This is a genomic window from Pseudomonas sp. PDM28, from assembly GCF_019219115.1.
Taxonomy (GTDB): Bacteria; Pseudomonadota; Gammaproteobacteria; order Pseudomonadales; family Pseudomonadaceae; genus Aquipseudomonas; species Aquipseudomonas laurylsulfatiphila.
Genome location: NZ_JAHUWG010000012.1, coordinates 195,066 through 220,152 on the forward strand (window position 1 = coordinate 195,066; position 25,087 = coordinate 220,152).

Sequence of the window (25,087 nt, forward strand, 5' to 3'; positions counted from 1 at the left end):
ATCATGGGTATTGATCTTCCGCTGATCTGGGCCGTGATCATCATCTTCGGCATCATGATGTACGTGGTCATGGACGGTTTCGACCTGGGCATCGGCATTCTCTTCCCGTTCATTCCGGGCAAGACCGATCGCGATGTGATGATGAACACCGTCGCCCCAGTCTGGGACGGCAACGAGACTTGGCTGGTGTTGGGGGGCGCGGCGTTGTTCGGCGCGTTTCCGCTGGCCTATTCGGTGGTGCTTTCCGCGTTGTACCTGCCGCTGATCCTGATGTTGATTGGGCTGATCTTTCGCGGCGTAGCCTTCGAGTTCCGCTTCAAGGCCAAAGACGACAAGCGTCACCTGTGGGACAAGGCGTTCATCGGTGGCTCGGTCACCGCGACGTTCTTCCAGGGTGTAGCACTCGGCGCGTTCATCGATGGGCTGCCGGTGGTCAACCGGCAATTCGCCGGTGGTTCACTGGACTGGCTGACACCGTTCACGATGTTCTGTGGCGCGGCGCTGGTGGTGGCCTATGCGTTGCTCGGTTGCACCTGGCTGATCATGAAGACCGAAGGCAAGTTGCAGGAGCAGATGCATGACCTGGCACGGCCATTGGCCTTCGTACTGCTGGCGGTGATCGGCATCGTCAGCATCTGGACTCCGTTGGCCCACGCGGAAATTGCCGCACGCTGGTTCACCATGCCGAATCTGTTCTGGTTCATGCCGGTGCCAATTCTGGTGCTGGTGACAATGTACGGATTGATCCGTGCCGTGGCCCGCAATGCGCACTACACGCCGTTCCTGTTGACCCTGGTGCTGATCTTCCTTGGTTACAGCGGGTTGGGCATCAGCCTGTGGCCGAACATCATCCCGCCGTCGATCTCGATCTGGGATGCCGCCGCACCGCCGCAAAGCCAGGGTTTCATGCTGGTGGGCACGCTGTTCATCATCCCGTTCATCCTGGGCTACACCTTCTGGAGCTACTACGTGTTCCGCGGCAAGGTCACTCATGAAGACGGTTATCACTAGCCCTGTTGTGGGAGCGAGCTTGCTCGCGATGGCGTCGGATGCGACGCCATCAATCTTGAAGAGGATTGACGTTATGGCAGCCAAACATTCCCTGCACGACATTGAAGAAGCCGAAAAAAAACCGCTGTGGCAGCGGCTCGGCTGGTTGGCCCTGATCTGGGTCGGCAGCGTGGGTGCCTTGTTCATTGTCGCCAGCCTGATGCGTTTGTTCATGAACGCGGCCGGTCTGACGACGCACTGACATCTCCCCCGCAGCCTCAAGGCGCGGATTTACAACCCTCCGACCGGAGGGTTTTTTTTGCCTGTTACTTTCGCGCCTTGAGGATCACGAATTTCGGATTGGCTGCCACTTGCTCGACGCCACGGAACAAACGCGCCAGCTTGCTGTGGTAACCCAGGTGACGATTGCCGACGATGTACAGCGCGCCGCCCACAACCAGCGCCTCGCGCGCTTGCTGGAACATCCGCCAGGCCAGGAAGTCGCCCACGACCTGTTGCTGGTGAAACGGCGGATTGCACAGCACCACGTCAAGCGATTGCGGTTCCTGGCCGGCCAGGCCATCGCCGGCACGTACGGTCACTTCCCGTTCACCCAACGCTGCGCGCCAGTTTTCGGCGGCCGACTGCACGGCCATGAACGACTCGTCCACCAGCGTGTAGTGGGCCTCGGGGTTTTGCAGGGCGCTGGCGATGGCCAGGACACCGTTGCCGCAACCGAGATCGGCGACCCGCGCCGAGCCAAGGTTTTTCGGCAGGTGTGGCAAAAACGCCCGGGTGCCGATGTCCAGGCCTTCGCGGCAAAACACATTGGCGTGGTTGAGCAGTTCGATAGCGGGTTCGTCGAGCCTGTACCGCGTCGGGTAAGGCGACACAACCGGGGTTTTGTCTTCTGCCGTGGCAATCAATAACCGCGCCTTCTTCACCGCCAGCGAGGCTTGCACGGGGCCGATGTAACGCTCCAGCAAGTCGCCCGCCGCCCGGGGCAGGTGCTTGATCATGGCCGCGGCGATCACTTGGGCGCCAGGTGCCAGTTGCCCTTGCAGGCGGATCAGTTGCTCTTCCAGCAATGCCAGGGTTTTCGGTACGCGGATCAGCACGCAGTCGAATGGCCCGACAGGGGCCTCGCTGGAGGGGACGCTCGGTACCGCATCAAACGCCAGGCCGTTGCGCACCAGGTTCTTTTCCAGGCCCTGCAAGGCCAGGAACGAATCACCGCTGCTGACCACCCGCACTTTGCCCGCCAGGCTGGCCGCCAACGCGCCGAAACTGTCGTTGAGCACCAATACCCGCATCTCGGCCGTTGGCTGCTGCTCGGCCAGATAATTGAGCAGGTATTCATCAGCCGCATCGAAAGCTTGCAACGGTTCATTCTGCTGTTCTGGCTGGCGGATCAGGTCGAGGCTGGCGAAGGGTGTTTCGAGCAAAGGCATGGGGCGGGGCTCTGGGTAATCAACGGATGTCCCGCTGCCCTAAGGCGTTGGTGCGGGCGGAGCCGTCCGAGTGTACTGCGTCGTGAAGGTCTACACGCCATCACTCAGGAGGGACCGCAAATGGTACGTTTTTTTTGATCGGATTACCCGCAGGTTTTCCCGCTGTCGGGCGCTTTCAGATGGCTCCGGACCGGTTCGCGGCCATGACTGCCGCCATCTTGTTGTTGACGCCGAGCTTTTCGATAGCCCTGTGCACATGAAAGTTGATCGTGCGTTCACTCAAGTTGAGGATCCTGGCAATTTCATAAGCCGTCTTGCCATCGGCCGACAGTTTCAATACTTCGATTTCCCGCCGTGACAAGGGGGGCGCGTTAGTACGGACCGGTTTTTTTGGTTGCATCCCGATCGCCAGGGTGTGCAGGTGGCGACTGATGAACACCGAGAACCCAAGATTCTCGTACAGCTCATAGGCTGAAATCGGGCAATGGCTTCGGGCCAGGCTGAGAATGCTGCGCAGGCCGCTTTCTTCATCGTGGATTGCTTGCGACCAGCCATGCGCCAAGCCTTGCTGTTGCAGCAGTTGCCATAACCACGGGGTTGCGCAGAAGAGCTCTTTGCTCCAGAGCACGGGTAGCATGGAGTGATTGCAATAGGCCGCTACGGGGTCAATCTCGCTGGCATTGCTTTGTTCATACTGTGTGTTCCAGTCGTGTGGATAGTTGTTCAGGTTGACGGGGCAGCAATCAGTGCGACTGTTCGCTGAAATGGTTGAAAAGGCACAAAATTTATATCCAAGGTTCCTGACAAAATTCAGTGATATTCGATAGGCCGTATTAATGTCCTGTGTTTGAGAAAGCAGTTGAAGCTGTGACTCCTTCCAGATTTCCATATACGGGGTCTCCAACAGTATGTTCCCGGAGGGTGCTGGTTTTGGATCGGAGATCCGGCACGTGACGGAGTGTAGGACATATCTGATAATTGTAGTTCGATGATTTTGCTCTTTTAACGGCTGAAAAAGTGTGTGCCAGGTTCTTAAGCCGTGTGTGAAATATTAAATGCCATGTGTCATTTCAAGTTGACTGGTGTTTCTCGAGTCGAATAATCAATAAGTTGCACACTCAATAACACTACAAAATGTCTGTGTTTATGCTGCCGTCTTTGCGGGACACTGAGGTATCTATTGATTGGAGCCGTCCATGTCCGTCAGCGAAGAAAAATTTACCCGTCAGACCTTGCTCGAGGTTCATCCGTTGACCCCGAACCTGTTTACCCTGCGTGCCACGCGGGATGCGGGGTTTCGTTTTCGGGCGGGGCAGTTTGCCCGGTTGGGCGTCACCAGGGCTGATGGCAGCACGGTATGGCGCGCCTACTCCATGGTGTCTTCACCCTTTGACGAGTTCCTTGAGTTCTTTTCCATTGTCGTACCAGGTGGTGAGTTTACCAGCGAGCTCAGCCGGCTGGTCGTTGGCGACAAATTGCTGATCGACCGCCAGGCCTTTGGCTACCTGACGCCGGACCGTTTTGTCGATGGGCGCGATCTATGGCTGTTATCCACCGGAACCGGCGTGGCGCCGTTCCTGTCGATACTGCAGGACTTCGAAGTCTGGGAGCGATTCGAGCGGATTATCCTGGTCTATAGCGTTCGTGAAGGCCGGGAACTGGCTTATCAGGAACTGATCGCGGGGCTGACGCAACGTGACTATCTGGCCGAGTACGCGCACAAACTGCAATTCATCACCACGGTCACTCGTGAACAGCATCCTGGCGCATTGAATGGGCGGATCACCACACTGATTGAAAGCGGCGAGCTGGAGCGCACCGCAGGTGTTGCGCTGACACCTGAACACTCACGGGTCATGCTGTGCGGCAATCCGCAGATGATCGATGATACGCGCAAGCTGCTTAAACAGCGGGACATGCACTTGAGCCTCAGCCGGCGACCCGGTCAGGTGGCGGTGGAAAACTTCTGGTAAAAAAACGGCGCCTCGAAGGCGCCGTTTTTATGCGGGAGCGGTCAAGGCCGGTTGTTCTGGGCCTTGAGCAAGTCGCGGATCTCGCCCAGCAACTCCTCTTCCTTGGTGGGAACCGGCGGCAGGCTCGGAGCCACAGCCTCTTCGCGCTTCAGGCGGTTGATGGCCTTGACGCCGACGAAGATCGCGAGGGCGACGATGATGAAGTCGATGATGGTCTGGATGAATTTGCCATAAGCCAGCACCACCGCCGGAGTCGCACCCTCTGCTGCCTTGAGCGTTATAGCCAGATCACTGAAGTCCACGCCACCGATCAGCATCCCGATTGGCGGCATGACCAGGTCACCGACAAACGATGTGACGATCTTGCCGAAGGCTGCGCCGATGATGATGCCGACGGCCATGTCGACCACGTTGCCTTTGACCGCGAAGGCCTTGAACTCGTTTAGCACGCCCATAGGTTATTTCCTTGTTACAGATGAGGTTGATGAGCGCAGTGTAAATCAGCCAATCGCATTCTGCTCGAATCAACGGCCTGCCGTGCTTGCCAGCAATCGATCTGGGTGGTCATGGAGAACTCGCCGATTGATCTCATTTGCGGGCCGGCCAGCCCTTCTGCGGCGGTTCGCTTTCGGCTTTTTTTCAGCAATATGACTTCGCTGTCTGAGCGAACCAGGTTGAAGGGCATCCTTGAGTTGGGATGTTGAAAATGTTCGGGTAGTTGTTAAAAAAAGAAAATCGGTGTTGAAAATTTATTGCAGTTGCAATGCAGTTAACTGTTTCGTTAGTTTAAGGCTCGCTTTGTTTGAGTTTTTTGAAGTTATGCATCAGGTGTATAAATGACTAAATCTTGTATAAGTTTTTAAAGAGGGCAGTAAGGCGTGCCTCAAGTGTTTGTTGAGCGTGTTGGGTAAAAACTTATACAAAGTTTTATGTGGCAGTCGCATTTCAAAAAAAGCACGAATGTAATAAGGCAGTTTGGAATCATCAAAGGGTTACAAAATATCTAGCCGCACTCGTATGCCTCAGCTGAGCTATCATCGCGTTTTTTTCCGGGAGTTCCGATGGCCAAGGCCAAGCGCATGTACGGCTGCACCGAGTGCGGCTCAACCTTCCCCAAATGGGCCGGCCAGTGCGGTGAATGCGGGGCCTGGAACACGCTCACCGAAACCATGGTGGAAAGCGGCGGGGCAGCCGCCCCCAGCGGTCGTACCGGCTGGGCCGGCCAGCAGGCGCAGATCAAGACACTTGCTGAAGTCAGTGTCGAAGAAGTTCCTCGTTTCTCCACCGCTTCCAGCGAGCTCGACCGGGTTCTGGGTGGTGGTCTGGTGGATGGCTCGGTGGTGCTGATCGGTGGCGATCCGGGCATCGGCAAGTCGACCATTCTGTTGCAAACATTGTGCAACCTCGCCAAGAGCATGCCGGCGCTGTACGTCACCGGTGAAGAGTCCCAGCAGCAAGTGGCCATGCGTGCGCGACGCCTGGGGTTGCCTCAGGATCAACTGCGAGTCATGACCGAAACCTGCATCGAAGCCATCATCGCCACGGCCCGTCAGGAAAAGCCCAGAGTGATGGTGATCGACTCGATCCAGACGATCTTTACCGAGCAACTGCAATCGGCACCGGGTGGTGTATCCCAGGTGCGTGAGAGCGCGGCGTTGCTGGTGCGTTATGCCAAGCAGAGCGGTACGGCGATTTTCCTGGTGGGCCACGTCACCAAGGAAGGCGCGCTGGCGGGGCCTCGGGTTCTGGAGCACATGGTCGACACTGTGCTGTATTTCGAAGGCGAGTCCGACGGGCGCTTGCGTCTCCTGCGGGCAGTGAAGAACCGTTTCGGTGCCGTCAATGAACTGGGCGTGTTCGGCATGACCGACAAGGGCCTGAAAGAAGTCTCCAACCCTTCGGCGATTTTTCTGACCCGTGCCCAGGAAGAAGTCCCGGGCAGTGTGGTCATGGCGACGTGGGAAGGCACGCGGCCGATGTTGGTGGAGGTACAGGCGCTGGTGGACGACAGTCATTTGGCTAACCCGCGGCGGGTCACGCTGGGGCTGGATCAAAACCGGTTGGCGATGTTGCTGGCGGTGCTGCACCGTCATGGTGGCATTCCAACCCACGATCAGGACGTGTTTCTCAACGTGGTCGGCGGGGTCAAGGTGCTCGAAACGGCGTCCGACCTGGCATTGATGGCAGCGGTGATGTCCAGTTTGCGCAACCGGCCGCTGCCTCACGATCTGCTGGTGTTCGGTGAAGTGGGGCTTTCCGGTGAGGTGCGACCGGTGCCGAGCGGTCAGGAGCGTTTGAAAGAAGCTGCCAAGCACGGCTTCAAGCGGGCCATCGTGCCTAAGGGCAATGCGCCGAAGGAGGCGCCGGCAGGATTGCAGATTATTGCGGTCACTCGCCTGGAACAGGCGCTAGATGCACTGTTCGAGTGACTTGCAGGTGGAACACAAACCTGTGGGAGCGAGCTTGCTCGCGAAAGCATTGGTTCAGACAATCTCTTTATTGACTGAACAGCCGCCATCGCGAGCAAGCTCGCTCCCACAATGATTTTCGCTGATGGCTAGATCTCGATCAGCGCACCCAATTCTCGTTCCAGCTCCTGCGGATCCGCGAGGTTGAGCTCGATCAGCCGTCGCAGCCGTTCGATGGACTCCAGACTGATGTGCAGGCAGACAAAGCCGAGTTGGCCGTGGTCATCGTGGGCCAGTTGCGCATCCATGGTGATGTCGACGTCTTCGCCCAGATGAATATCGACCAGAAAATCCTGCTGCGGATTGCCCAACCACGGATCGGGTCGCTCGATCAGCACCCCCTTGAGCGACAGATCAATCAACTTCACCGGCCAGGTGAACTCACCCTGACTCAAGTCAGTTCGGGCATCGAACGCAATACGTTTGAAGCGGCGACGGTCGGCAGGGTGCTCGCTCATGGCGCGATCCTCGTAGATGTACGCTGACTATAGACCTGCATTCTTCAAGGCTGCCAGCGCCGGCAGGTGTCCAGACCTATGTCGGGGTATGGTCTTTGCCGTCAGGAGCGCTAAACTCGGGGTGGCTGTCTTTCTTGTCCACTCTGGCTGGAATAATAAAATGAAAAATAATAATAGCCCGCTACGCCATCTGCCCTGGCTGGTGCTGGCAATCGTAGGTGCGTGCGCCCTGGGTGTCGTGGCATTGCGTCGAGGCGAGGCAATCAATGCCTTGTGGATCGTGGTCGCTGCCGTCGCCATCTATCTGGTCGCCTACCGTTACTACAGTCTGTTCATCGCCAACAGTGTCATGCAACTCGATGCGCGACGGGCCACTCCCGCCGTGATCAACAATGACGGTCTGGATTACGTTCCGACCAATAAACACATTCTCTTCGGTCACCACTTCGCCGCCATCGCTGGCGCGGGGCCGCTGGTCGGTCCGGTGCTGGCGGCGCAGATGGGCTACCTGCCTGGCACCCTGTGGCTGATCGCCGGTGTGGTGCTGGCCGGTTCGGTGCAGGATTTCATGGTCCTGTTCATGTCTACCCGCCGCAACGGCCGCTCCCTGGGCGACATGGTCCGCGAGGAAATGGGTCGCATCCCCGGTACCATCGCGCTGTTCGGTTGCTTCCTGATCATGATCATCATCCTCGCGGTGCTGGCGCTGATCGTGGTCAAGGCCCTGGCCGAGAGCCCTTGGGGCATTTTCACGGTGATGGCGACCATCCCGATCGCGATGTTCATGGGCATCTACATGCGTTACATCCGCCCGGGTCGCATCGGTGAGATCTCGGTGATCGGCGTGCTGTTGCTGCTGGGCTCGATCTGGCTCGGCGGGCAGATTGCCGCGGATCCGGTGTGGGCCAAGGCGTTCAGCTTTACTGGCGTACAAATCACCTGGATGCTGATCGGTTACGGTTTTGTCGCGGCGGTGTTGCCGGTGTGGCTGATCCTGGCGCCCCGTGACTACCTGTCGACCTTCCTGAAAATCGGCACCATCGTCGCCCTGGCCATTGGCATCCTGGTGACCATGCCCGAGCTGAAAATGCCGGCCCTGACCCAATTCATCGACGGCACCGGCCCGGTCTGGAAGGGCGGTCTGTTCCCGTTCCTGTTCATCACCATCGCCTGTGGCGCGGTCTCTGGTTTCCATGCGCTGATCTCTTCCGGGACCACACCGAAACTGCTGGATAACGAAACCAATGCCCGTTACATCGGTTACGGCGGCATGCTGATGGAATCCTTCGTGGCCATCATGGCGATGGTCGCCGCCTCGGTAATCGAGCCTGGCGTGTATTTCGCCATGAACAGCCCGCCGGCCGTGGTCGGCGGTGATGTGGTGGCCGTTGCGACAGCCGTCAGTAACTGGGGCTTTGCGATCACGCCGGAAGCCCTGCAAGCAGTGGCCCATGACATTGGTGAAACCACCATCCTGGCCCGTGCCGGTGGTGCGCCGACCCTGGCGGTGGGGATCGCGCAGATCCTGCACAGTGTTCTGCCGGGCGAGAACACCATGGCATTCTGGTACCACTTCGCGATCCTGTTCGAAGCGCTGTTCATCCTGACTGCGGTCGACGCCGGTACCCGTGCCGGGCGCTTCATGCTTCAGGATTTGCTCGGTTCGTTCGTGCCGGCCCTGCGCCGCACCGAGTCCTGGACCGCCAACCTGATCGCCACCGCCGGTTGCGTGGCCATGTGGGGTTATCTGCTGTACCAGGGCGTGATCGACCCGCTGGGCGGCATCAACACCTTGTGGCCGCTGTTCGGCATCTCCAACCAGATGCTGGCCGGTATTGCGCTGATGCTCGGCACCGTCGTGCTGATCAAGATGAAGCGCCAGCGCTACATTTGGGTGACCCTGGTGCCAGCCATGTGGTTGCTGGTTTGCACCACCACCGCCGGCTTCATCAAGCTGTTCGACGCCAACCCGGCGATCGGCTTCCTGTCCCTGGCGAAAAAATACAGCGATGCATTGGCTAACGGCCAGATCCTCGCCCCGGCCAAGGACATCACGCAGATGCAGCACGTGATCTTCAACGCCTATACCAACGCGACGCTGACCGCGCTGTTCCTGTGCGTGGTGTTCAGTATCCTGTTCTATGCGCTCAAGATCGGTATTTCCGCCTGGGGCAGCAAAGAGCGTACGGATAAAGAAGCGCCATTCCAGGCTCTGCCGGAAGCGTGATCGAGGATTTGCATCATGTTCAATGACCTGAGTCGCCTCGGTAAATACCTCGGTCAGGCCGCGCGCCTGATGGTCGGCATGCCCGACTACGACAACTACGTCGAGCACATGCAGACCAAGCACCCGGACAAACCGGTGATGAGCTACGAGATGTTCTTCCGCGAACGTCAGGAAGCCCGTTACGGTGGCAAGGGTGGGCCGAAGTGCTGTTGATCCGGCTTTCGGATTAACGGCAATCCTTGTGGGAGCGGGCTTGCTCGCGAAAGCGGTGTGTCATTCAACATTCATGTCGATTGACACAACCCCTTCGCGAGCAAGCCCGCTCCCACATTTGTTCTGTGTTGTGTTTTCATCTTGTGAAAAAGGAGATCCAGTTTGTCCTCCCCCATCCCGGTCACGATCCTCAGCGGCTTCCTCGGCGCCGGCAAGACCACCCTGTTGCGCCACCTGCTCAAGGCCGAGCACGGCCTGAAAATCGCCGTGATCGAGAACGAATTCAGCGACGCCGGTATCGATACCCAGTTGTTGGGTGATGAACCGGTCCAGGTGCTGACACTCTCCAACGGCTGCGTCTGTTGCACCATCCATACCGACCTGACCAAAGCGCTTTATCTGTTGCTCGAACGTCTGGATCAGGGCGACATTGCCTTCGACCGCCTGGTGATCGAATGCACCGGCCTGGCCGACCCGGCACCCGTGGCGCAAACCTTCTTCATCGATGAAGAACTGCGCGAGCGCTACATCCTCGACGGCATCATCACGCTGGTCGACGCGGCACATGCCGACTCGCACCTGACCCAGACCATCGCCCAGGCACAAATCGGTTTCGCCGACCGCTTGCTGGTGAGCAAGCGCGATCTGGTAGACGAGCCGACCTTCAGCGGGTTGAGCGAGCGCCTGACCCGCATCAACCGTCGCGCCCCGATCCGCGTGGTCGACCACGGCAAGATCGACCTGGCTGAATTGCTGGATGTGCGCGGTTTCAATCTCAATGCCGACCTCGGTGGCGGTGTGAGTTTGCGACCGGTCAGCCAGGCACCGTCCATCGATCGTATTTCCAGTCTGGTCCTGCGCACTGAAAAGCCGCTGGATATCGACAAGCTCAGCGAGTTCATGAACGAACTCCTGGAAGAGCATGGCAAGCAGTTGCTGCGCTACAAAGGCGTATTGAGCATCCTCGGTGAACCACGGCGCATGGTGTTTCAGGGGGTACTGAAGCTTTATGGATTCGACTGGGATACCGAGTGGGCTGAAGACGAAGTGCGCGAGAGCGTGATCGTGTTCATTGCCGATGATTTGCCGGAGGAAAAGATTCGTGAGGGTTTTGCACGGGTGGCGGCGGTCTGAGGTTTTTATGGCGTCTTTGAGGACGCCATCGCGGGCAAGCCCGGCTCCCACAGGTTTCTGGTTGAACACAATGTCTGTGCTCATCCTCGAACACTGTGGGAGCGGGCTTGCCCGCGATGCAATCTAGCCGGCAACACAATGTTCACGGGTTGTATTGAGCAGTGTCTGTTCCAGATGATCCAGATGCCGGTTAATCAGCATGGTCGCTGTCGCAGTATTTCCACGTTCAACAGCATCAATAATCGCCAAATGATCCTGCCAGGCACAACAACTGTGCATCTGCTCCTCACACTGCGCAATCGCCAACGAAGTCAGTGGCACAAGGCTCTCAAGAAAATGCGCTAGCGGTGCATTTCCCGCCATTTTTGCCAACTGCAAATGAAACTCGCCCGACAAACGAATCGCCCGGCCACGCTCGGCGCATTGACGCTCGTTTTCGACCAGTGTCCGCAGGCGCTTCAAGTCTTGCGCGCACGCTCGCTGAGCCGCCAGGCGCAATAGCATGATCTCGGCCAGTCGCCGGGCATGCAGTGTCTGCCGGGTCTGCTCGGCATCAGGCTCGGTGACGCGGGGACGATGGTTGGCGCGAAGGAGGATGATGTGCTGATGGGACAGTCGCATCAGCACCTCACGCATGTCGCTGCGCCTTGCACCGAACATCTGTGCAAGGCTTTCTTCCGTAAAGCGACTGGCCGAATGGATGCGCTGTTCGAAAATGGCCTCGAGGACCCGCGAATACAGATCATCCACTGAAGGGCGGACGGGCAGGGTGGCGAGTGTTTGTGGCGAGGCGAAGCTGTTCATGGCCGATCTCCAGTTCGAAGAGGTTTCAACTGCCGAGGTTGTCTTCCGGGATGTTCAGTTCGATACCCATGCGTTGGCCTTCGCGCAGGATGTGCCGGCGCATCTCGGCGCTGGCCTGGGCGCTGTTCTTGCTGCGGATGGCCCGCACCACGGCTTCGTTTTCTTCAAGTCGCTCGGCCAGATGCTCCGGGGAGTTGCGCAACACTTCGGCGCTTTGCTTGAGGGCATTGCTGGTTTGCTGCACCACACTCTGGAAGATCGGGTTCGATGTCAGCGTGAACAATTCTTCGTGGAACGCGATGTAGGCGTTTACGCCGGCTTCACTGTCATGGGCCTCCAGGGCTTCGCGCATGTCCATCAGGGTCAGACGCAGTTGCCCGACCTCCTTGCTGCTGATGGATTGCGCGACGAGGCCGACGATGAATGGCTCAAGGGTGTAGCGCAGTTGCAGCACGTCTTCCAGGCTCGCTGCGGCCACCGCATTGTCGTGCGCCTGGCTGTCGGCGAGATTGGCTTCGAGCACCACCACGCCTTTGCCCGGCATCGAGCGCACCAGCCCGAGGGTTTCCAGAACGATGACGGCTTCACGCAGGCTCGGACGGCTGATACCCAGTTGTTCGGCCAGTTCACGTTGCCCCGGCAGCATTTCGCCGGAGCGCCACTGACCTCGGGCCAAAGCGGCCCGAAGTTTTTCTACCACTGAGTTGACGACGGTTGATGAGGTAATCACTTGTTCGCTCCACGAGCCGTGCCTGCGGTCGGCAGGCACGGCGATCATTCAGAATTCTTTGGCTGCCGCTTGAGCAACCGGTTTTCTCGGCTGAAAGGTATAACCCGCCTGGCCGGAAAGTACCTTGTTCGCCCGCTGTACATCGATGTCCTTTTCCCACCGCGCGATGGCCACGGTTGCCACACAGTTGCCAATCAGATTGGTCAGCGCCCGGCCGATGCCCATGAACCAGTCCACGGCCAGCACCAGTACCAGACCCACCACCGGAATTGCCGGAATGGCTGTCAGGGTGGCCGCCAGAATCACCAGCGCCGAGCCGGGGATGCCGTGGGCGCCTTTGGATGTGATCAGCGACACCAGCAGAATGGTCAGCAGGTCAGTCATGGCCAACGGCGTGCCGGTGGCGTTGGCGATGAACACGATGGCCAGGGTCAGGTAGATCGAGAAGCCGTCGAGGTTGAACGAGTAACCCGTTGGAATCACCAACCCGACCGTCGAACTGCCGATGCCCAGGTGTTCAAGCTTGCGCATGATTTGTGGCAGCACCGCGTCGGACGAAGCGGTGCCCGTGACGATCAGCAGTTCTTCGCGCAGGTACTTGAGCAACGGCCACATCTTCAAGCCGGAAAGGCGCATCACCAGGCCGAGAATCAGGGCCACGAAGGCAACACAGGTCAGGTAGAAGAGGCCGACCAGGCTGCCCAGGTGCTGCAGCGAGTCCAGGCCATATTTGCTGGTGGTGAAGGCGATCGCACCGAATACACCGATCGGTGCCAGTCGCACGATCATGCCCATGATGCGGAAGATCACATGGCTGAGTTCATTGATCAGCCGCGAAATACCCGATGCCGCCTCGCCTACCAGGTTCAGTGCACTGCCGAACAACACTGAAAACAGCAGGACCTGCAGGATATTGTTATCGGCAAAGGCACCGATCACCGAAGTCGGAATCAGGTCCATCAAGAACTGCGTAGTGGTGTGCATGTGCTGACTGCGCTGGGCAATATCGCCCATGTCGGCTGCAGAAAGCTGCTCCAGGTGAATGTTCGCGCCGCTGCCGATACCAGTGCTGAAGGCGAACACCAGGCCAATCACCAGGGCGATGGTGGTTAACACTTCGAAGTAGATCACCGATTTCAGACCGATGCGCCCGACCTTTTTCAGGTCGCCGGCACCGCTGATGCCGCTGACCACCACGCAGAACACGATCAAGCCGATGAGCATCTTGATCAGCTTGATGAAGCCGTCGCCGAGGGGTTTGAGTTGGGCGGAGTATTCGGGAAGGGTCAGCCCGCAGACGATGCCGAGCACCAGTCCGAGAACCACTTGGAGGAAGATTGAACGCGAGCACCATCTGAGCATGGGAGGAATCCTGGTCGGTGTCCTGGCTGCCGACGCTGAAGCGCATCAGATTCAGGACTTAATTATTGTGGTCTTACCGGTATGTCCAGTGCAGGCGCAGTCTAGGCGCTGTTTTGTGGGATTCGCAAGCGAAAATTGCACGATTGGCATGACCGGTCTTACCAGTTGTGTGGGAAGCCCCGACCTTGACCCTTTTCATATGAAAAAATGCCAGTCGGCTGGGCTGACTGGCATCAGGTGTCACTGCTGGACCTTTGAGAGATGGTTCACAGCGGGAGGTTTATTGCCCTGACTTATTGCCGATTGCTCAACCTACACCGGGGACGTTGCGCTCAATAATCTGCAGTCTGAAAGCTACAAGACTGCCGCCGCGGTTTTGGTCATCAGTGAAAACTGGAAAGGTGGGTGGTCCGCCATAGGTGTGAACCATTCGGCGTTGCGGCCCGGTTGCAAGATAGATGTCACTGACGTCGTTTGGAATTTCATCCAGTTTCACAACAACGCTGTCACTGTTAAGGATGCGGAAGTAAGTTGGGTCATCTCCAGTGAACATGCTCAAGTTGCGAGGCGATCCTTCCATGCTTGCAGTTTTAGTGAACTCTCCGACTCCGTCTCTCTCTTTAATCCTGATGGTGTACACGTCGTCGTGATAGGTGAACAAGAAGATTTCGGGGGTGACACCTTCCCCGTAGCTCAGTTCTTGGGGGTTGTCGTTAAGTATGAGTTGATGAAATTCGCGCCATTCATTTGCAAGTTCGGGATCTTCGAGCAGCTTTGATATGACCTTGCGGGCTTCTGCCACTGGTTTGTCACCGACAAAAAGTTTGGCAGTGAATGATTGAGTGTCTGTATTTTGCATGATGTATACCTCTTCCGTGAGATCGGGTGTTTGTTTTTGGTTGTTTTAAATTACAGTGTGTTCAGAGTGCTGATGAAACATGGCGTTGGAGGATTTTCAGTTCAAGGAACAAAGTTCGGCCGCGATTCTTTAGATCGGTTAGCACCGGGAAACTAGGTTGATCGCCATAGGTTAGAACCTCCCGGTGTTGCGGTCCGGATCGTAAGCGAATTCTATTGAGTTCGTTTGGCATGTCATCTAATTTCGCATATCCGCCCTGGTGAATGATCCGAAAATAGGTAGGGTCATCGCCATCGAAGACTGTTAAGTTACGGAGTTCACCCTCCATGCTTGCAGTATTTGTGAACTGACCGTTTTCGTCTGCAATCTTGATGGTATAGACATCGTCGTGATAAGCGAAAAGGAAGGTTTCGGGGGTTACTTCTTCGCCGTAACTCAGGAGATTGTTGGAATAGATGAGTTGCTTTCGGAAGACTCCGGCCCAATACTCTGAGACTTCAGGAGCCGCGAGCTTCTTTTCAATTATCTTGCGGGATATGGCTATCGGCGTGCTATTGACAAAAAGTTGCGCGGTGAACGATTGATTTACATCCATGTTTTGCATGATCTAATACTCTTCCGTGATGCGTTAATAATTCTCGTGGTGGGCTGTAAGTAAGTCGGGCTGTTCGTTGTTTTTAGCGACTTTGGTGGAGGTTATCATGAGGTTTTAAAGTTTGGGTCTTGGTTGTGTTTCAAAATAATAGGTGTTAATTGGTAATGTTCAGGGCTGCTATTTAGATGGAGTATGTATTTCGTGGGGCTGTTTTTTACGAGGCTATTAGTATCGATTCGCAAGGGTGTTGTAATAGGTGGTTAGAAATCCCGGGCGTAAAAAAACCGGCACAAGTGCCGGTTTTTTAACTGCGATTGAACAGGGCTGATTAAGCGCCGTACACCGGCAGTTTCTTGCAGATGGCCTTGACCTTCTCCCGAACGGCGTCGATCACCGCTTCGTTGTTCAGGTCAGCCAGGATGTCGCAGATCCAGCCGGCCAGTTCCTTGCACTCTGCTTCCTTGAAGCCACGAGTGGTCACAGCCGGAGTGCCGAAGCGCAGGCCGGAGGTGACGAACGGGGAGCGTGGATCGTTTGGCACGGAGTTCTTGTTCACGGTGATGAACGCTTTGCCCAGAGCGGCGTCGGCGTCTTTACCGGAGATTTCCTGCTTGATCAGCGACAGCAGGAACAGGTGGTTCTGAGTACCGCCGGAAACCACGTCGAAACCGCGCTCGATGAATACGCTGGCCATGGCCTGGGCGTTTTTCACCACTTGTTGCTGGTAAGCCTTGAACTCAGGCTGCAGCGCTTCCTTGAAGCAGATCGCCTTGGCTGCAATCACGTGCTCCAGCGGGCCGCCCTGGGCGCCCGGGAATACCGCGGAGTTCAGTTTTTTCTCGATGTCGGCGTTGGCGCGAGCCAGGATCAGGCCGCCACGTGGACCGCGCAGGGTCTTGTGGGTGGTGGTGGTCACGACGTCAGCGAATGGAACCGGGTTCGGGTAGACGCCAGCGGCGACCAGACCGGCCACGTGGGCCATGTCGACGAACAGGTACGCGCCAACCTTGTCGGCGATTGCACGGAAGCGTGGGAAGTCGAGGATCTGCGAGTAGGCAGAGAAACCGGCCACGATCATTTTCGGCTTGTGCTCAACGGCCAGGCGCTCGACTTCGTCGTAGTCGATCAGGCCATTGGCGTCGATGCCGTACTGGATGGCGTTGTACAGTTTGCCCGAGGACGAAACACTGGCACCGTGGGTCAGGTGACCGCCGTGCGCCAGGCTCATGCCCAGGATGGTGTCGCCAGCCGACAGCAGGGCCAGGTAAACGGCGCTGTTGGCTTGCGAGCCGGCGTGCGGCTGAACGTTGGCGTAGTCGGCACCGAACAGTTCCTTGGCACGGTCGATAGCCAGTTGCTCGACGATGTCGACGTACTCGCAACCACCGTAGTAGCGCTTGCCCGGGTAGCCTTCGGCGTACTTGTTGGTCAGTACCGAGCCTTGAGCTTCCATCACCGCAGGGCTGGTGTAGTTTTCCGAAGCGATCAGCTCAATGTGCTCTTCCTGGCGCTGAGCTTCTTGCTCCATGGCGGCAAAGAGATCGGCGTCGTACTTGGCAATAGTCAAATCACGGCTGAACATGGCGGTCCTCAGGGATCGGGGGCGGAAAAGGGGGGCATTCTAACCCAATGGGTTTTAGATGGCATATGAAACGGCATCATGTCGCAGACAAGTGGGCTTCATGAGCGGATATGCGGTGCCTGTGCAGGCCCCATCGCTGGCAAGCCAGCTCCCACAAATGTCCGTGTTTCAACAGCTAGACCCTGTAGGAGCTGGCTTGCCAGCGATGAGGCCCGCAGCCTCACCGCAACCAGTCAGTCGAACATGAACAGCGCATCATTGCTGAACTGCCCTTCGAACCGGCCCGCCGGCATGGGTCGTCCGAACAGGTAACCCTGGACCTCATCGCAACCATGCTCGCGCAGGAAATCCAGCTGCTCGTGGGTTTCCACACCCTCGGCGATCACCGCCAGGTTAAGGCTGTGGGCCATGGCGATGATCGCCCGGGCGATCTGCGCATCCTGTTCGCCCGACGGCAGTCCGTCGACGAAGGTGCGGTCGATTTTCAGTACGTCGATCGGGAACTGCTTGAGGTAGTTGAGCGATGAGTAACCGGTACCGAAATCGTCGACTGCGATGCTCAGGCCGAGGTTCTTCAGGCCGTCAAGGATCTGCATCGCTTCGCTGACTTCGCGCATCAGGATACTTTCGGTGAGTTCCAGTTCCAGGCACGCCGGCGGCAGGCCGGTTTCCTTAAGGATGGTGGCGATTCGCGTACCGAGCTGGCCGTCGGAGAACTGCCGCGCCGAGATGTTCACCGACACCTTCGGCACCCGTACCCTGGCCTGATGCCAGGCCTTGAGTTGACGGCAGGCTTCGCTGATCACCCAGTCGCCGACATCCACCACCAGCCCGAGCTCTTCGAGCACCGGAATGAAATCCCCCGGCGGCACCAGCCCGCGGCGGGGATGGCGCCAGCGCAACAGCGCCTCGGCACCGGTCAGGCGCTTGCCGTCGCCGCTGAACTGCGGCTGGTAATACAGCACGAATTCATTCTGTTCCAGGGCATGGCGCAAATCGCTTTCCAGTTCCAGTCGCTCCAGGGCGCTGGCGTTCATGTCCGCCTGATAGAACTGGAAGTTGTTCTTGCCGCGCTCCTTGGCGTGGTACATCGCGGTGTCGGCGTTCTTCATCAACTGGCTGAGTTCGTTGCCGTCCTGTGGACTCAGGGCGATGCCGATACTGGCCGTGACGAAGAACTCGCGGCCCTCGAGCACGAAGGGTTTCACCAGGCTGGCGAGAATCTGTTCGGCCACGTGAATGGCCCGGTTCAGGGCAATCTCCCGATTGGCTCGCGGTTGCAGGAGCAAGGTGAACTCGTCACCGCCCATGCGCGCCACCGTGTCGTCATCGTCTACGCAACCGAGCAGGCGCGTGGCCATCTCCTTGAGCATGCGGTCGCCGGCGGCGTGGCCCAGGGAATCGTTGATCGGCTTGAAGCGATCGAGATCGAGGAACATCAGCACCACCCACGACTTCTGCCGTTCGGCCGATTGCAGTGCCGTGTGCAGGCGATCCTGGAACAGCGTGCGGTTGGGCAGGTGGGTCAGGGCGTCGTAGTAGGCGAGGCGATGAATCCGCTGCTCGCTGGCCTTGCGCTCGCTGATGTCGCTGAAGAAACACACATAACTGGCCAGGTCGCCTTCGTCGTCGAGCACGGCGGTAATCCCGACCCAGGCCGGGTAATGCTCGCCGTTGCGGCGCTTGAGCCAGACTTCGCCTTCCCAGGTACTGTGCTGGCCCAATTGCTTGAGCACATAACGCAGGTGGGCTTCCTGCTGATCGTCGACGGTCAGCATGTTCGGCAACTGATCGAGCACCTGCTCCACGGCATAGCCGCTGACACGGCTGAAAGCTTCGTTGGCCTGGACGATGTAGCCGGCCGGGTCGGTGATCAGGATCGCCGAGGTCGAGTGCTCGAATACCGTGGCGGCCATGCGCAAGTCTTTTTCGGCCCGGCGTTGCTGGCTGATGTCGCGGCCGACGCCGAGCACGCCTTCGAACGTCCCGTGTTCGTCCCAGACCAACACCAGACGCAGTTCAATCGGGATCTTGCGCCCGTCGGCCCGCAGGCAATCGAACAGGAACAGTTGGGTTTGTACCTGGCTGCGTAATACCGCCAGTTGGTCCGGCTGGTCCAGCGCCTTGCTGACCCGGTCCATCAGGTGGTAGATGCCGGTCAGTTGTTGCGGGTTGGCGATGGTCGACTGCCAGCCGTTCTGGAAAATCCACTCGGCGTCATAGCCCAGCACGGCTTGTACCGAAGGGCTGACGTAATTGAGGTTGAGGCGGCTGTCAGTGGAGAAAATCACGTCGCTGATGCTTTCGGCGAGCATGCGGTAGCGCTGCTCGCTGTCGCGCAGGGATTCGCTGGCTTCGATCTGGTCGGTGATGTCCTTGGCCACGCCGATGATCCGTGTGACCTGATCCTCGTTGTCCCGCGCCAGTGCCTGCTCACGAATCTCGAAGCGTCGCCACTGGCCGTCCCGATGGCGGAAACGCAACTGACACTGCATCAACTGGCGATAACCGGTCTGGCGCTGGACCTGGCGGGAGCGGTGGTAATAGTCGGCGTCTTCGGGGTGCAGGAGGATTTCCCAGAAGTATTCGCCCATCTGGTGCAGTTCGGTGCGGTTGTAACCCAGCGTCTGGCCCAGATGGTGGTTGCTGTAGATCATGCGCTGGCTGATCACATCCTGCACATAAAGATGATCCGGTACGGTGCGCACCACGTCCGACCAAAACCCTTCGCGCTCCTGCAACGACAGCTCGATGAGCTTGCGGCTGGTGATGTCGGTGATGCTCAAAATCACCGATTTATAATCGTCCTGGGTTTGCGGCAGGCGCAGTACCAGCCACAGGTGCTGGTCGCGACCGCCGGCATCCTGCAATTTGATTTCCAGCTCAAGCTGTTGCTGCTGATTGAGCACTGCGTCGAGCACCTGGTTGCCGATGGCAGTGCCGTCCAGCGGATGGCCGTCGATCAGCAGTTTCCAGGCTTTACTGGCGTTATCGACATTGAGCAACTGCAGTGCGACCTGGTTGACCTCGGTGATCCGCAGTTCCTGCACCAGTTGTCGGCGTTTTTCCGGGACCGCCAGCCACGCTCGCAGTTGTTCGCTGTCCTGCAGTTGTGCCTTGTCGAAAAAACTCTTCAGACCGGACATGTCGAGGACACACAAGGCCACACCGGTGCCTTCGAAGATGTCCTGATAACGCCGGCGGCCTTCATTCAATTGGCGTTGACGCCGGCGCGTGTTCAGCAAAGCGATGAACGGCAGCATGGAAAACGCCAGGCCCAGCAGGCATTTGCCGATGAATGCCGGCAGCAGCTCTTCCAGTACGCGCTGACGGTCAAACAAGCCGCGCAATTGCCAATCGCTGCTGCTCAGCGGAACCGTCAGTACACTGTTGGCGATATCGTCCTCGGTCAGCGTGCCCGGATTGACCGAGGGCAACCCTTCGTCACGGCTGATGATCTGATGATTGATGCGGTTTTCCACCAGCCACAACGGACGGCTGCCGGTCTCGCTTTGCTTGGTCAAGGACGAAAAGAAGGTCGGTGTCAGGCGCAATGCCCAGTAGCCCCGGGAACTGCCGCTGGCCTGATGCAACAATAAATGCACCACAGAACCATCGGTGGCGTTGCTGAAGTAGTGCGCCTGAGCATGGCTGCGGCGTACCAGTTCACCCAGGTAGTCGCTGTCTTCGCTGTCGGGAGCGCTGTCACTGATGACTTTCCCTGAGGGGCTGAGCAAGGCCAGACTGCGCAGTTCCGGCAGCGACTGTTGCAGCTTGCGCAGCAGTGCCTGCAGTTCATCGGCATCCTGCGGTTGCTCGACGATGGGCAACAGGTTGAGGGCGATCTGCGCGTTGAGCGCCATGTTCAGGCTGACCTGAGCGGCCAGATCGGCGGTGTAGTCGATGGTGTATTGACGCTGGTTTTTCTGGGTTTCGCGCAACTGATCGAACAACTGCCAGAACAGCAATGCCAGCAGCAACAATGCAAGTGTCGCCAAGGTGCCCTTCAAGGTCCCGCGCAGGGGGGAGCCGGGCGCTGTGGTCGGCGCACTGGAAGTCAGGGACGGAGGGACATTGGACAAGCTGTAATCCTGCGGTTTGGCTGGACTGGCGCGACGTGCACTATAAGCCGGACGCCCGAAGGGCGGCTAGCATGCCTTGAGTTGTGGCGAAGTGCCAGCCCCAGCCCGTCGGCTGGACTGCCACCGGTCATTAAGGTAGCTTTGCCGGTTACGCGGGAGCGTTCCAGCTCCTAGACTCAGACTTTTTCAGCGCGCACGTATTGATAGCCTCAAGCGAGCGACGCGCACGGTCTGGCCGGGCATTGCCTGCGCTCCAATCATTCATCAGTCACTGACCCTAGGTTCTCCATGGCTCAATACGTATTCACCATGCATCGGCTGGGCAAAGTTGTTCCGCCGAAGCGGGAAATCCTGAAAAACATTTCTCTGTCGTTCTTCCCCGGCGCCAAGATCGGTGTACTCGGTCTCAACGGTTCGGGTAAGTCCACGCTGCTGAAAATCATGGCTGGCGTCGACACCGAATTCGAGGGCGAAGCCCGTCCGATGCCGGAGCTGAACATCGGCTACCTGCCGCAGGAACCACAACTGGATCCGACCAAGACCGTGCGTGAAGTGGTCGAGGAAGCGGTCAGCGTGATCAAGGACGCCCAGGCGCGTCTGGACGAGGTCTATGCGGCCTACGCCGATCCGGATGCCGACTTCGACAAGCTGGCCGCCGAACAGGCCAAGCTCGAAGCCATCCTGCAAGCCAGCGACGGCCACAACCTGGAGCGTCAGCTCGAAGTCGCTGCCGATGCGTTGCGTCTGCCGGCCTGGGATGCCAAGGTCGAAGTTCTGTCCGGTGGTGAAAAACGTCGTGTGGCTCTGTGCCGCCTGCTGCTGTCCGCCCCGGACATGCTGCTGCTCGACGAACCGACCAACCACCTGGACGCCGACTCCGTTGCATGGCTCGAGCACTTCCTGCACGACTTCCCGGGTACTGTGGTTGCGATCACGCACGACCGTTACTTCCTGGACAACGTCGCTGGCTGGATTCTGGAACTCGACCGCGGCGCGGGCATTCCGTACGAGGGCAACTATTCGGGTTGGCTGGAAGCCAAGTCCGATCGTCTGGCTGCAGAATCCAAGCAGCAGTCGGCTCATGAAAAGGCCATGAAGGAAGAACTGGAGTGGGTGCGCAAAGGCGCCAAGGCCCGCCAGTCGAAATCCAAGGCTCGTCTGCAACGCTTCGAAGAAATGCAATCGCAGGAATTCCAGAAGCGCAGCGAAACCAACGAGATCTACATCCCGGCCGGTCCACGCCTGGGCGACAAGGTCATCGAATTCAAGAACGTCACCAAGGGCTATGGCGACCGCGTGCTGATCGACAACCTGTCGTTCTCCATGCCTAAAGGCGCCATTGTCGGCGTGATCGGCGGTAACGGTGCCGGTAAGTCGACCCTGTTCCGCATGCTGATGGGCAAGGAAACGCCGGATTCGGGCAGCATCGAAGTCGGCGAAACCGTGCAACTGGCTTGCGTGGATCAGAGCCGCGAAGACCTCGACGGCAGCAAGACTGTGTTCCAGCAGATTTCCGACGGTTCCGACCAGATCCGCATCGGCAACTACGAGATCCCGTCGCGCACCTACGTCGGTCGCTTCAACTTCAAGGGCGGCGATCAGCAGAAGTTCGTCAAGGACCTGTCCGGTGGTGAGCGTGGTCGCTTGCACCTGGCCCTGACCCTGAAAGAGGGCGGCAACGTCCTGCTGCTCGACGAACCGTCCAACGACCTCGACGTTGAAACCCTGCGCTCCCTGGAAGAGGCCCTGCTGGACTTCCCGGGCGCCGCCATTGTGATCTCCCACGACCGGTGGTTCCTTGACCGCGTCGCGACGCACATCCTGGCGTACGAAGACGACTCGCAAGCGGTGTTCTTCGAAGGTAACTACACCGAGTACGAAGCCGACCGTAAAAAGCGCCTCGGCGAAGCGGCTGCCCAGCCGCATCGTGTACGGCACAAGAAGCTGGCCTGATTTCGGGTTGGTTGCATAAAGAGCGGAGCCTTCGGGCTCCGTTTTTTTTGTGTTGGTTTTTTTCAGGGATACCGTGGCGCATTCATCGCTGGCAAGCCAGCTCCCACAGGGTTTGGGTAATGCCCAAAATGTGTGCTCGGCTACAAAACTTGTGGGAGCTGGCTTGCCAGCGATGGCGATGTAACTGTTGGTGCAAGACTTGAGTTGCTCTCCCCATTCAGGTGCATAAATGACCAGGAAAATCGGGTTTATTTATATCCTGCGCACCATTTAATTTCATTAATGCGACATTTTGCTCTGTTCTTGTGCGCGAATCGTTTGTTACAGTCCGGCTCAATCTCCTCCAACGACAATAAATTTGCCGAGACTTTTCCATGATCGAATCCGTCGAATCCTTCCTTGCGCGCCTGAAAAAACGCGACCCGGATCAACCCGAGTTTCACCAGGCTGTCGAAGAAGTCCTGCGTACCCTGTGGCCTTTTCTTGAAGTCAATCCGCATTACCTGAGCTCCGGCATCCTGGAGCGCATCTGCGAGCCGGAGCGAGCGGTGATGTTTCGCGTGTCGTGGGTCGACGACCAGGGCAAGGTCCAGGTCAATCGCGGGTTCCGCATCCAGATGAACAGCGCGATCGGCCCGTACAAGGGTGGCCTGCGTTTTCATCCGTCGGTGAACATGGGCGTCCTGAAATTCCTCGCCTTCGAACAGACCTTCAAAAACTCCCTGACTTCATTGCCCATGGGCGGTGGCAAGGGTGGTTCCGACTTCGACCCCAAAGGCAAAAGCGACGCGGAAGTCATGCGCTTCTGCCAGGCCTTCATGAGCGAACTGTACCGCCACATTGGCGCGGACGTTGACGTACCGGCCGGGGATATCGGTGTCGGTGCGCGGGAAATCGGCTTCCTGTTCGGTCAGTACAAGCGCCTGAGCAACCAGTTCACCAGCGTGTTGACCGGCAAAGGCCCGAGCTACGGCGGCAGCCTGATTCGTCCGGAAGCCACCGGCTTCGGTTGCGTGTACTTCGCCGAGGAAATGCTCAAGCGTCGTGGCCTGGCCGTGGAAGGTAAACGCGTAGCGATCTCCGGCTCCGGCAACGTCGCGCAATACGCGGCGCGCAAGGTCATGGACCTGGGCGGCAAAGTGATTTCGCTGTCCGACTCCGAAGGCACGTTGTATTGCGAAAGCGGTTTGACCGAGGAGCAATGGCTGGCGGTGCTGGAACTGAAAAACGTACAGCGCGGGCGCATCCGTGAGCTGGCCGGCCGTTTTGGCCTGGAGTTCCGCGCAGGTGAGCTTCCGTGGAGCCTGAGCTGCGATATCGCGCTGCCGTGCGCGACGCAAAACGAACTGGACGCCGAAGCCGCTCGCACCTTGCTGCGCAATGGCTGCATCTGTGTGGCCGAGGGCGCGAACATGCCGACCACCCTGGAGGCGGTGGACCTGTTTATCGAGGCCGACATTCTGTTCGCGCCGGGCAAGGCGTCCAATGCCGGTGGCGTGGCGGTGAGCGGGTTGGAGATGTCGCAGAACGCCATGCGCCTGGCATGGACCGGTGGCGAAGTGGACAGCAAGCTGCATGCGATCATGCAGTCGATCCACCACGCCTGCGTGCATTACGGCGAAGAGAATGGTCGGGTCAACTACGTCAAGGGCGCGAACATCGCCGGCTTCGTCAAAGTTGCCGATGCCATGCTGGCCCAGGGCGTGGTCTAAGTCGGCTCGATACGGATCACTTCAATCAGTTGATCCCCGGCAGGGCGCTGCCATAGCACTTCGTCGTTGAGTCGTGCACCGAGCAGTGCCCGCCCCAGCGGTGAACCCCAATTGATCAGGCCGTGGGCGGCATCGGCCTGATCTTCGCCCACCAGTTGTACCCGGCGTTCGGTGGCGTGTTCATCGGCATAAATCACCCAACTGCCGATCTGTACTTTCTCGGTCGACGTCGCGGCGGGTACTACCTGAGCGCTGCCCAGGCGCTGCTTGAAGTAACGCAGGTCGCGTTCGAGATCGGCCAGGCGCTGCTTGTCGGCCTGCTCGCCTTTTGCCGATTGTTCGGCGTGCAGGCTTTGCAGTTCGGCGACTTTACCCTGCAACAGTCTCAGGCCTTGCGGCGTGACGTAATTGGGCTGCGCGCTGACCTGGCGTTCGACGGGCTGATCGGCTTGCGCGGCGGCGTTATCTTCATTGACGAAGGCACGGCTCATGGA

Annotated in this window: 21 protein-coding genes; 9 read left to right on the forward strand and 12 right to left on the reverse strand. The window is 58.4% G+C overall.

What is annotated here, in order from left to right; all coding sequences use genetic code 11:
* Window positions 1-3 precede the first annotated feature (3 nt).
* Together cydB and KW841_RS26100 are read left to right on the forward strand one after the other, a co-directional pair.
* Complete coding sequence (gene cydB / locus KW841_RS26095; RefSeq protein ID WP_218480281.1) at window positions 4-1,011, forward strand: cytochrome d ubiquinol oxidase subunit II; 1,008 nt, start codon at window positions 4-6, stop codon at window positions 1,009-1,011.
* Window positions 1,012-1,084: 73 nt separating this feature from the next.
* Entirely contained in the window at window positions 1,085-1,252 is a 168-nt protein-coding gene (locus tag KW841_RS26100) for a DUF2474 domain-containing protein (protein ID WP_007975773.1), read from the forward strand.
* A 64-nt stretch (window positions 1,253-1,316) separates the two neighbouring features.
* Here KW841_RS26100 and KW841_RS26105 read toward each other — a convergent pair whose 3' ends face one another.
* On the reverse strand, window positions 1,317-2,441 hold the full coding sequence (locus KW841_RS26105; RefSeq protein ID WP_218480282.1) for a methyltransferase: 1,125 nt from the start codon (window positions 2,439-2,441) through the stop codon (window positions 1,317-1,319).
* A gap of 175 nt (window positions 2,442-2,616) precedes the next feature.
* Complete coding sequence (locus KW841_RS26110; RefSeq protein WP_218480283.1) at window positions 2,617-3,330, reverse strand: autoinducer binding domain-containing protein; 714 nt, start codon at window positions 3,328-3,330, stop codon at window positions 2,617-2,619.
* A 307-nt stretch (window positions 3,331-3,637) separates the two neighbouring features.
* Here KW841_RS26110 and KW841_RS26115 point away from each other — a divergent pair, with 307 nt between their 5' ends.
* The gene (locus KW841_RS26115; protein WP_218480284.1) at window positions 3,638-4,414 is read left to right on the forward strand and encodes a ferredoxin--NADP reductase; all 777 of its coding nucleotides are present in this window, start codon (window positions 3,638-3,640) and stop codon (window positions 4,412-4,414) included.
* 41 nt (window positions 4,415-4,455) lie between these two features.
* On the opposite strand, the gene mscL is transcribed toward KW841_RS26115, so the two are convergent.
* Complete coding sequence (gene mscL / locus KW841_RS26120; protein WP_007981043.1) at window positions 4,456-4,869, reverse strand: large-conductance mechanosensitive channel protein MscL; 414 nt, start codon at window positions 4,867-4,869, stop codon at window positions 4,456-4,458.
* Between the two features lie 606 nt (window positions 4,870-5,475).
* Between mscL and radA the strand changes: the two genes are divergently transcribed.
* Window positions 5,476-6,843, forward strand: a complete 1,368-nt coding sequence (gene radA / locus KW841_RS26125; protein ID WP_104451380.1) for a DNA repair protein RadA — start codon at window positions 5,476-5,478, stop codon at window positions 6,841-6,843.
* A gap of 128 nt (window positions 6,844-6,971) precedes the next feature.
* Here the strand turns inward: radA and KW841_RS26130 are convergent, their stop codons facing one another.
* Window positions 6,972-7,340, reverse strand: a complete 369-nt coding sequence (locus tag KW841_RS26130) for a PilZ domain-containing protein (protein ID WP_218480285.1) — start codon at window positions 7,338-7,340, stop codon at window positions 6,972-6,974.
* Between the two features lie 160 nt (window positions 7,341-7,500).
* On the opposite strand from KW841_RS26130, the gene KW841_RS26135 reads away from it, so the two are divergent.
* The 3 genes from KW841_RS26135 to yjiA all read left to right on the forward strand — a co-directional run bounded on the left by KW841_RS26135 (window position 7,501) and on the right by yjiA (window position 10,914).
* Window positions 7,501-9,567, forward strand: coding sequence for a carbon starvation CstA family protein (locus KW841_RS26135; RefSeq protein ID WP_218480286.1), 2,067 nt, complete (start codon window positions 7,501-7,503; stop codon window positions 9,565-9,567).
* A 15-nt stretch (window positions 9,568-9,582) separates the two neighbouring features.
* Window positions 9,583-9,780: a YbdD/YjiX family protein gene (locus KW841_RS26140; protein WP_007895266.1), complete on the forward strand. Its 198-nt coding sequence runs from the start codon at window positions 9,583-9,585 to the stop codon at window positions 9,778-9,780.
* Between the two features lie 162 nt (window positions 9,781-9,942).
* The gene (gene yjiA / locus KW841_RS26145) at window positions 9,943-10,914 is read left to right on the forward strand and encodes a GTPase (RefSeq protein WP_218480287.1); all 972 of its coding nucleotides are present in this window, start codon (window positions 9,943-9,945) and stop codon (window positions 10,912-10,914) included.
* A gap of 123 nt (window positions 10,915-11,037) precedes the next feature.
* On the opposite strand, the gene KW841_RS26150 is transcribed toward yjiA, so the two are convergent.
* The 7 genes from KW841_RS26150 to KW841_RS26180 all read right to left on the reverse strand — a co-directional run bounded on the left by KW841_RS26150 (window position 11,038) and on the right by KW841_RS26180 (window position 20,928).
* Window positions 11,038-11,718, reverse strand: a complete 681-nt coding sequence (locus KW841_RS26150) for a GntR family transcriptional regulator (RefSeq protein ID WP_218480288.1) — start codon at window positions 11,716-11,718, stop codon at window positions 11,038-11,040.
* 25 nt (window positions 11,719-11,743) lie between these two features.
* The gene (locus KW841_RS26155; protein WP_218480336.1) at window positions 11,744-12,448 is read right to left on the reverse strand and encodes a FadR/GntR family transcriptional regulator; all 705 of its coding nucleotides are present in this window, start codon (window positions 12,446-12,448) and stop codon (window positions 11,744-11,746) included.
* Window positions 12,449-12,496: 48 nt separating this feature from the next.
* Window positions 12,497-13,810 (reverse strand): C4-dicarboxylate transporter DctA, encoded by a 1,314-nt coding sequence (locus KW841_RS26160; protein ID WP_218480289.1) that lies wholly within the window; start codon window positions 13,808-13,810, stop codon window positions 12,497-12,499.
* A 307-nt stretch (window positions 13,811-14,117) separates the two neighbouring features.
* Window positions 14,118-14,669, reverse strand: coding sequence for a hypothetical protein (locus KW841_RS26165; RefSeq protein ID WP_007970885.1), 552 nt, complete (start codon window positions 14,667-14,669; stop codon window positions 14,118-14,120).
* A 61-nt stretch (window positions 14,670-14,730) separates the two neighbouring features.
* Complete coding sequence (locus KW841_RS26170) at window positions 14,731-15,273, reverse strand: hypothetical protein (RefSeq protein ID WP_218480290.1); 543 nt, start codon at window positions 15,271-15,273, stop codon at window positions 14,731-14,733.
* Window positions 15,274-15,592: 319 nt separating this feature from the next.
* On the reverse strand, window positions 15,593-16,846 hold the full coding sequence (gene glyA, locus KW841_RS26175; RefSeq protein WP_007970889.1) for a serine hydroxymethyltransferase: 1,254 nt from the start codon (window positions 16,844-16,846) through the stop codon (window positions 15,593-15,595).
* Between the two features lie 233 nt (window positions 16,847-17,079).
* Window positions 17,080-20,928: an EAL domain-containing protein gene (locus KW841_RS26180; protein WP_218480291.1), complete on the reverse strand. Its 3,849-nt coding sequence runs from the start codon at window positions 20,926-20,928 to the stop codon at window positions 17,080-17,082.
* 288 nt (window positions 20,929-21,216) lie between these two features.
* On the opposite strand from KW841_RS26180, the gene ettA reads away from it, so the two are divergent.
* Both ettA and gdhA read left to right on the forward strand, forming a co-directional pair.
* Window positions 21,217-22,881 carry an energy-dependent translational throttle protein EttA gene (gene ettA, locus KW841_RS26185; protein ID WP_218480292.1) on the forward strand — a complete coding sequence of 555 codons (1,665 nt, stop codon included), beginning with the start codon at window positions 21,217-21,219 and terminating at the stop codon, window positions 22,879-22,881.
* A 374-nt stretch (window positions 22,882-23,255) separates the two neighbouring features.
* Complete coding sequence (gdhA, locus tag KW841_RS26190; protein WP_218480293.1) at window positions 23,256-24,593, forward strand: NADP-specific glutamate dehydrogenase; 1,338 nt, start codon at window positions 23,256-23,258, stop codon at window positions 24,591-24,593.
* Here gdhA and KW841_RS26195 read toward each other — a convergent pair.
* A complete protein-coding gene (locus tag KW841_RS26195; protein WP_218480294.1) occupies window positions 24,590-25,084 on the reverse strand; it encodes a GreA/GreB family elongation factor in 495 nt (164 codons plus the stop codon). The two genes, gdhA and KW841_RS26195, sit on opposite strands and share 4 nt — an antisense overlap.
* Window positions 25,085-25,087: the final 3 nt, after the last annotated feature.